Below are 7,448 nucleotides of genomic sequence, written 5' to 3'. Positions count from 1 at the left end.
CGTGACGGATGAGGAATTGACTATGATTGAAAACCGATTGAATCATCGCCCCAGAAAGCGACTAGGATTCAAGACACCTCACGAGGTATTCCATGCCTCGTTAAAGCGTGTTGCACTTCGTCCTTGAATCCGCCGATTAAAAAAAGCTTACGAGTCTGTTCAGGACATCATGCATTCAAACAAGTGCGCCCACAACCATCCCAATTTCAATACGGCCACGGGGGTGATGGCCTTGGCCACGGTTTAAAACACAATCACGGTTTCTAAGAAGCCCAAAAGAAAACCCCGCGAGCTTTGGTGCTTGCGGGGTTTTGATCACCCTGTGAAAGCAGGGCTCAAAGACGATTAAATCGTGTCGATGAAGCTGCGCAGTTTGTCGCTGCGGCTAGGGTGCTTCAACTTGCGCAAGGCTTTGGCTTCGATTTGACGGATGCGCTCGCGCGTGACGTCAAATTGTTTACCCACTTCTTCCAAGGTGTGGTCGCTGGTCATCTCGATACCAAAGCGCATGCGCAGCACTTTGGCTTCGCGTGGGGTGAGGCCATCCAAGATGTCTTTCACCACATCGCGCAAGCCCGCTTGCATGGCGGCCTCGATAGGCGCCGTGTTCACGCCGTCTTCGATGAAGTCGCCCAAGTGGCTGTCGTCATCGTCGCCGATCGGTGTTTCCATCGAAATAGGCTCTTTGGCGATCTTCATGATCTTGCGGATCTTGTCTTCTGGAATTTCCATTTTCTCGGCCAAGACGCTGGCATCGGGCTCGAAACCAAACTCTTGCAAGTGTTGGCGGCTGATGCGGTTCATCTTGTTGATCGTTTCGATCATGTGCACGGGAATACGGATGGTGCGGGCTTGGTCCGCAATCGAACGTGTGATCGCTTGGCGAATCCACCATGTGGCGTAGGTGGAGAACTTGTAGCCACGACGGTATTCAAACTTGTCGACGGCTTTCATCAGACCAATGTTGCCTTCTTGAATCAAGTCCAAGAATTGCAAGCCACGGTTGGTGTACTTCTTAGCAATGGAGATGACCAAGCGCAAGTTGGCTTCGATCATTTCTTTCTTGGCGTTGCGCGAGTTGCGCTCGCCGGCGTTCATGCGCTTGTTGATGTCTTTGAGTTGCTCCAAAGGCACGACCACGGTGGCTTGCAAGTCCATCAATTTTTGTTGCAGGTCTTGCACGGGCGGAATGAAACGGCCCATGGTGGTGGACCAAGGTTTGCCCGCAGCGGCTTGCTTTTCGACCCACTTGAGGTTGAGCAAGTTTGGTGGGAAGTCTTTGATGAACGTGGCTTGGGGCATGCCGCACTTGTCGACAATGATGCGACGCAGTTCGCGCTCTTTCTTGCGCACTTCGTCGACTTGACCACGCACCGATTCGCACAGTTTTTCAATGGTCTTGGCGGTGAAGCGGATGTTCATCAACTCCGCGGTCAAAGCATTTTGTGCTTTCACGTAGGCGGGTGTGCCGTAGCCTTCTTTGTCGTAGGTCTTGCGCAGCTTGTCGAACAAAGCGTTCATGCGGTCGAAGCGTTCCAAAGCTTGGTTCTTCAACTCTTCCAGTTTCTTGGTCAGTGCTTTGGAGCCGCCTTTGCCGTCGTCATCGTCGGCTTCGTCGAACTCGTCAAAGTCTTCTTCGGCCACATAGTCGTCGGCTTCGTTCAGGTTGCTGAAACCGTCAACGATGGTGGAGATGACCACTTTGCCTTCGCGAATTTCTTCGCCCATGGCCAAGATGGCCGCGATGGTGGCGGGTGAGCCACTGATGGCCGCCATCATGTCCATCAAGCCACCTTCAATGCGCTTGGCAATCTCGATCTCGCCTTCGCGGGTCAGCAACTCGACCGTGCCCATTTCGCGCATGTACATGCGCACAGGGTCGGTGGTGCGGCCAAATTCGCTGTCCACGGTGGACAGGGCGGCTTCGGCTTCTTCTTCCGCTTCTTCTTCGGTTGCGGCGGTGGGGGTGTTGTTGTTGAGCAGCAGGGTTTCTGCGTCGGGGGTGTGCTCGTACACAGCCACGCCCATGTCGTTCAACATGGTGATCACGACTTCCAACGTCTCGGCATCGACCAATTTGTCGGGCAAGTGGTCCGAGATTTCGCCGTGTGTCAGGTAACCGCGTGTCTTGCCCAGTTTGATCAGGGTTTTCAGACGTGAGCGGCGTTTTTGCATGTCTTCTTCAGACAGCACGGTCTCGTCGAGACCAAATTCTTTCATCAAGGCGCGTTCTTTGGCCTTGCTGATCTTCATGCGAAGCGGTTTGACTTTTTCAGTGGTCGCTTCGGTTGCAACGGGCTCTTCACCCACCAAGTCGGCTTCGATGTCGCTTAAGTCTTCGTCATCTTCCGATGCTTTTTTGGCTTTTGCTTTGGGCTTGGCTTTGGTCTTTGCCGCTGGTTTGGCTTTTTCTACCTTAGGTGCGTGTGCTTCAACGGCTGCAGGCTTTTTAGGAATGAGTCGGACGACGGGTTTGGCGTCAGCGGGCTTGGGTGTTTTGGATGCGGGCACGGAAGAAGCTTTCTTGGCAGACTTGGCAGCAGCTGGCGCTGCCGATTTGGCCGTCTTTGCGGGGAGCTTTGTATCTGCCTTGGCTGCAGGCTTCTTGGACTTTGGGTCGACGGGCATGAAAACTCCTAGACAACAAAAAAAGAAATCACAAAAAAGAGATAAATACGCAGCGCCACAAATGCGACGCGGAGGGAAACGGGTGGGGGAGGTTGGGCCTCAAAAGCAAGCGTGTGAGGGCGAACATTTGGAATGCAGTCCTTGCGATAAATTGGCGAGTCGTGCGCTTGTGTCACGGTTAGCCGGGCTCGGAGGTGCTGCTGTCGCACTTGCTAAGTTTGGATTATACCAAAAATAAGCGACTGGGCTTATGCAAAAGCCCGCCATTGCTACGTTTCTGCGGTGTTTGGGTGGACGGATTCAAGTTGACGGCGGCGCGCTTGTAGAGCTCGGTAGCGTTGTAAAGCGGTGGGGTCTTCTTTGGCCGATTCGATGGCTTCGGTTTCTTGCATCTTGATGCTTTCGATCAACATGCGGTTGAGCATGCCGCGCAATTCAGCGCGGGCTTCTAGGGCAAGGGCCTCCGGCGTGGCGTCATCAGGACGCGGGTTCCCGTCGTCATCGAGAATGGGGGTGAAGGCAGAGGCCATCACGCGCAGGGCTAGGTCTTCAATGTCTTCGCCGCGCATGGCCTCACGCAACACGCCCCAAGCTTGGTTGCCGTGTTCGTGGTGGTGGTGGTCTAACCAAACGAACAAGGGGCCATGCGGTGGGGCCAGATCGCACAAAAGGTTGTGGTCTTCGGTGGAGAGTTGCTCCCAAATCGACATGTCAGACAGCAGCACGCGGGCGGCATGGTCCGCCCGTCCTTGGGGCATGTGTCGTGTGCGGCGTGGGCTGAAACTTTGCGTCCGCTCGCGAGGTTTGAATTTGGAAGATTTTTTGTATTCACCCGAACGACCCGAGGTGTTGGCAGGCGCGGGCGCTGGCGGTATCCACAAGTCTTGCAACTCGTGGTTGCCCAAATCGGCCAAGTTGGCAACTTCGGTGAGCAACTGACGTTTGAGGGCGCCGTCAGGCAGCGCCATCCACATGGGCTTGGCGTTGCTGGCCATGTGGGCGCGGCCTTCTGCCGTGTGCAAATCGCAGCCTTCGCGGGCCACTTCGATCAAAAAGCGGCTGAGCGGCATGGCCTCGGTGACGCAATGGGCAAAGCCTTCTTTGCCAAATTCGCGGATGTAGCTGTCGGGGTCGTGTTCGGCGGGCAAGAACAAAAATTTCACGCTGCGCACATCGGTTGCATAAGGCAACGCGCCCTCGAGCGCCTTGCGCGCAGCGCGTCGGCCTGCGCTGTCGCCGTCAAAGCTGAACACCACGTTGTCGGTGAAGCGGAACAGCTTTTGCACATGGTCGGCGGTACAGGCCGTACCCAAGGTCGCCACGGCGTTAGGGAAGCCGAGTTGTGCCAGCGCCACCACATCCATGTAGCCCTCGGTCACCAGCACGTAACCCACATCGCGCAAGGCGTTGCGGGCTTCGAACAAACCGTACAGTTCGCGGCCTTTGCTGAACACCGGCGTTTCGGGAGAGTTCAAATACTTGGGCGTGCCCTCAAACAGCACGCGCCCGCCAAAGCCAATGCATTCGCCCTTGACGTTGCGAATTGGAAACATCACACGGTCTCGGAAACGGTCGTAGCGTTTTTCGTCTTGGCCGTCTTCTTGGTTGACGATGACCAAGCCGCTCTCGGCCAACATGGGGTCTTGGTAGTCGGGAAACACACTGGCCAAACTGCGCCAACCTTCGGGGGCGTAGCCCAGACCGAATTGGCGTGCAATCTCGCCACTCAAGCCTCGGCCTTTGAGGTATTCAATGGCTTTGGGCGACGATTTGAGGTGCTTGCGGTACGCCTCGCCTGCTTTTTCGAGCACATCCGTGAGGGTGGCTTGCTTTTGTCGTTGTTGTGCGGCGCGCTCGCGGTCTTGCGGCGAGATGTCTTCTTCCGGCACTTGCAAGCCCACGTTTTGGGCCAAGTCTTTGACGGCTTCCACGAAGGTCATGCCCGCGTGCTCCATCAAGAAGCCAATGGCGTTACCGTTTTTGCCGCAACCAAAGCAGTGGAAAAATTGTTTGGCGGGACTGACTGAAAACGAGGGGGATTTTTCGCCGTGGAACGGGCACAAGCCCATGAAGTTGGCGCCGCCCTTTTTCAGCTGCACATAGCGACCCACCACCTCGACCACGTCAACGCGGGCGAGGAGTTCTTGGATGAAAGATTGGGGGATGGCCATGGTGGGGAAAAACGTGGAGGGTCGATTCTAGGCAGACCCTCCCGCCTTTCCCGTGATCTGCTGCTTATTTCGGTGCCAAACGAATCGCACCGTCCAAGCGAATCACTTCGCCATTGAGCATATCGTTTTCAAAAATATGCAACGCCAGTTTTGCGTAGTCTTGTGGTGTGCCCAAGCGCGAGGGGAAGGGCACGCTGGCGGCCAGTGCGTCTTGCACGTCTTGCGGCATGCCAAACATCATGGGCGTGCCAAAGATGCCAGGGGCGATGGTCATGTTGCGAATGCCGTTGCGGGCCAAGTCCCGGGCAATGGGCAAGGTCATGCCGACCACACCGCCTTTGGACGCGCTGTAGGCCGCTTGACCAATTTGACCGTCGTAAGCGGCGACCGATGCTGTCGAAATCATCACGCCGCGTTCGCCGGTGGCTTCTGGCGTGTTGTGGCTCATGGCTTCTGAGGCCAAACGGATCATGTTGAAGCTGCCCACCAAATTGACCATGATGGTTTTGCTGAACGTGTTGAGGCTGTGTGCGCCATTTTTGCCCACAGTTTTTTCGGCGGGTGCAATGCCTGCGCAGTTCACCAGACCCATCAATTTGCCCAACGACACGGCTTTGGCGACCACGGCTTGGCCATCAGCCTCGTTGCTCACGTCACATTTGACAAAAGCGCCGCCGATCTCTTGGGCGATGGCTTCGCCTTTGTCCGCCTGCATGTCGGCGATGACCACGATGCCGCCTTTGGCGGCCAACGCGCGTGCCGTGCCTTCACCCAAGCCCGATGCGCCGCCTGTGACGATGAAAACTTTGCCTTTGATTTCCATGAATTTCTCCAATATGTGAGGGGGTGATTGAAAGAGTTGACGTTTACGTAAACGTCAATTTGACCTGTGAATTATGAGCGATTCGAGGCTGGCCTTATTCATCGGGTGCGACAGCGATCTAGGACAATCCATCCTTTTGTGCTCAGAGCGCTAGGATTTTTCAAAATGTCAGTTGTTTTTTCTCCAGCTTCGCCACTTGGTTGCGCTTGGCGCAGGCTGGTGCTGGGGGCTTGTGTGGCCGTGTTGAGTGCTTGTCAATCGACAGGCCCTGTGGCGCCCGTTGTTGAAAAACCAACTGTGCCAGTTGCGCCCTCTGCGGGGGGCGAGATTCCCGTGGTGAAAAAAGTGCCTCGTTTAGGGTTGGCATTGGGTGGCGGTGCTGCACGTGGATTTGCGCATGTGGGTGTGCTTCAAGTTTTGGAAGAGGCCGGCATCAAGGCTGATTTGGTGGTGGGCACGTCTGCTGGCAGCTTGGTGGCCGCGTTTTATGCCAGTGGCAAAACGGGCGTGCAGTTGCAAAAGGTGGCGGAGACCATGGAGGAAGCCACCATCACCGATTGGACCGTGCCTTTGCTGGGGCGGGGCATGATGCGCGGCGATGCCCTGAGTCGTTACGTCAGCCAACAGACGTCAGGACGGCGCATCGAAGAGCTGAAAATGCCGCTGGGCATCGTCGCCACCGATTTGCGCACGGGCGAGGGCGTGCTGTTTCAGCGGGGTGATTTGGGCACCGCGGTGCGCGCCTCTAGCTCCGTGCCTTCGGTGTTTGAACCGGTTCGTATCGGCAGCCGTGAGTTTGTGGATGGCGGCTTGGTGTCCCCTGTCCCGGTCCGTTACGCACGACAAATGGGCGCGGAATATGTGCTGGCTGTGGACATTTCCAGTGCGCCGGAGGCCGCGAAGACCGATGACATGTTCCAAATCTTGATGCAAACCTTCACCATCATGGGCAAAAGCATCAATTCGTTTGAGTTGAAAGAGGCCGATTTGGTGGTGCGCCCCGCCTTGAATCATGTGGGCAGCGCTGATTTTGGTGCACGTCGTCGCTCGATCGAAGCGGGTCGTGCGGCCATGCTGCAGGCCTTGCCTAAATTGCGAGCGGCATTGGTGCCACGCTGATAAAAAAAGGGCTCATCTTGCGACGAGCCCTTGAAGGGATCTTTGCACCCAAGGTGACGAAAAGACCCGAGGAGACAACTGGGACCAATTAACGCTTTTTAGCAGCGGTAGTTTTGGTAGCTTTCACAGCGGTGTCGGCTGCAGCTTGAAGGTTGGTTTCAGCGATGTCTGTGGCTTGCTTGACAGCTTTTTGCACAGTTTCCACGGCAGTGTTGCTGGCGCTCACAGCTTGCTTAAAGAAGGCGACAGCTTGCTCAGAGCCTGCAGGCGCGTTTTTCAAGGCTGTTTCGATGTAAGCGGTGACGGCTTGTTGACCTTCAGCAGCTTTGCCTTCGAAGGCTTTGCTCAATTCAGCAGTCGTGCCAGAAGCGATGTCATAGATGTGACGGCTGTAAGCCGCAGATTTTTCAGCCAAAGGTTGCAAAAAGCTAGTTTGCAAGCTGATGAATTCTTGTGGGTCTTTGGCGGCCAACACGGCTTGTGCGTGCTCAGCAGACTCAGTCAATGCAGCACGTGCGGCAGTGAGATTGAGTTCAACCAACTTTTCCACGCCAGCGAAGGCTTGGTTTGACAAACCAAAGAGGTTGTTCAGGTTGGCTTTGTTCGAGGCGATGATTTGTTCGGCGTTCAGCATGGGGTTACTCCAGTAGTTAAGACAGTTTGCAAAAAATGTTGCGTTGCAGCATTGGGATGAAGTTTAGGGTTAT

General features: G+C 55.6%; 5 protein-coding genes. 1 reads left to right on the top strand and 4 read right to left on the bottom strand.

What is annotated here, in order from left to right:
• Positions 1 to 345: 345 nt before the first annotated feature.
• The 3 genes from rpoD to RMS95_RS05345 form a co-directional block, all read right to left on the bottom strand.
• Positions 346 to 2,628 carry an RNA polymerase sigma factor RpoD gene (gene rpoD / locus RMS95_RS05355; protein WP_310644253.1) on the bottom strand — a complete coding sequence of 761 codons (2,283 nt, stop codon included), beginning with the start codon at positions 2,626 to 2,628 and terminating at the stop codon, positions 346 to 348.
• 269 nt (positions 2,629 to 2,897) lie between these two features.
• The gene (gene dnaG, locus RMS95_RS05350) at positions 2,898 to 4,799 is read right to left on the bottom strand and encodes a DNA primase (protein WP_310644251.1); all 1,902 of its coding nucleotides are present in this window, start codon (positions 4,797 to 4,799) and stop codon (positions 2,898 to 2,900) included.
• A gap of 64 nt (positions 4,800 to 4,863) precedes the next feature.
• Positions 4,864 to 5,622, bottom strand: coding sequence for a 3-hydroxyacyl-CoA dehydrogenase (locus RMS95_RS05345; protein ID WP_310644250.1), 759 nt, complete (start codon positions 5,620 to 5,622; stop codon positions 4,864 to 4,866).
• A gap of 165 nt (positions 5,623 to 5,787) precedes the next feature.
• Here RMS95_RS05345 and RMS95_RS05340 point away from each other — a divergent pair, with 165 nt between their 5' ends.
• Positions 5,788 to 6,741: a patatin-like phospholipase family protein gene (locus RMS95_RS05340; protein ID WP_310644248.1), complete on the top strand. Its 954-nt coding sequence runs from the start codon at positions 5,788 to 5,790 to the stop codon at positions 6,739 to 6,741.
• An 88-nt stretch (positions 6,742 to 6,829) separates the two neighbouring features.
• Here RMS95_RS05340 and RMS95_RS05335 read toward each other — a convergent pair whose 3' ends face one another.
• Entirely contained in the window at positions 6,830 to 7,375 is a 546-nt protein-coding gene (locus RMS95_RS05335) for a phasin family protein (RefSeq protein WP_310644246.1), read from the bottom strand.
• Positions 7,376 to 7,448: the final 73 nt, after the last annotated feature.

This window comes from Limnohabitans sp. (assembly GCF_031539175.1).
Lineage (GTDB): Bacteria > Pseudomonadota > Gammaproteobacteria > Burkholderiales > Burkholderiaceae_C > Limnohabitans.
Note: the sequence above shows the minus strand (reverse complement) of the source record. Positions and strands in the feature narration are given on the sequence as shown.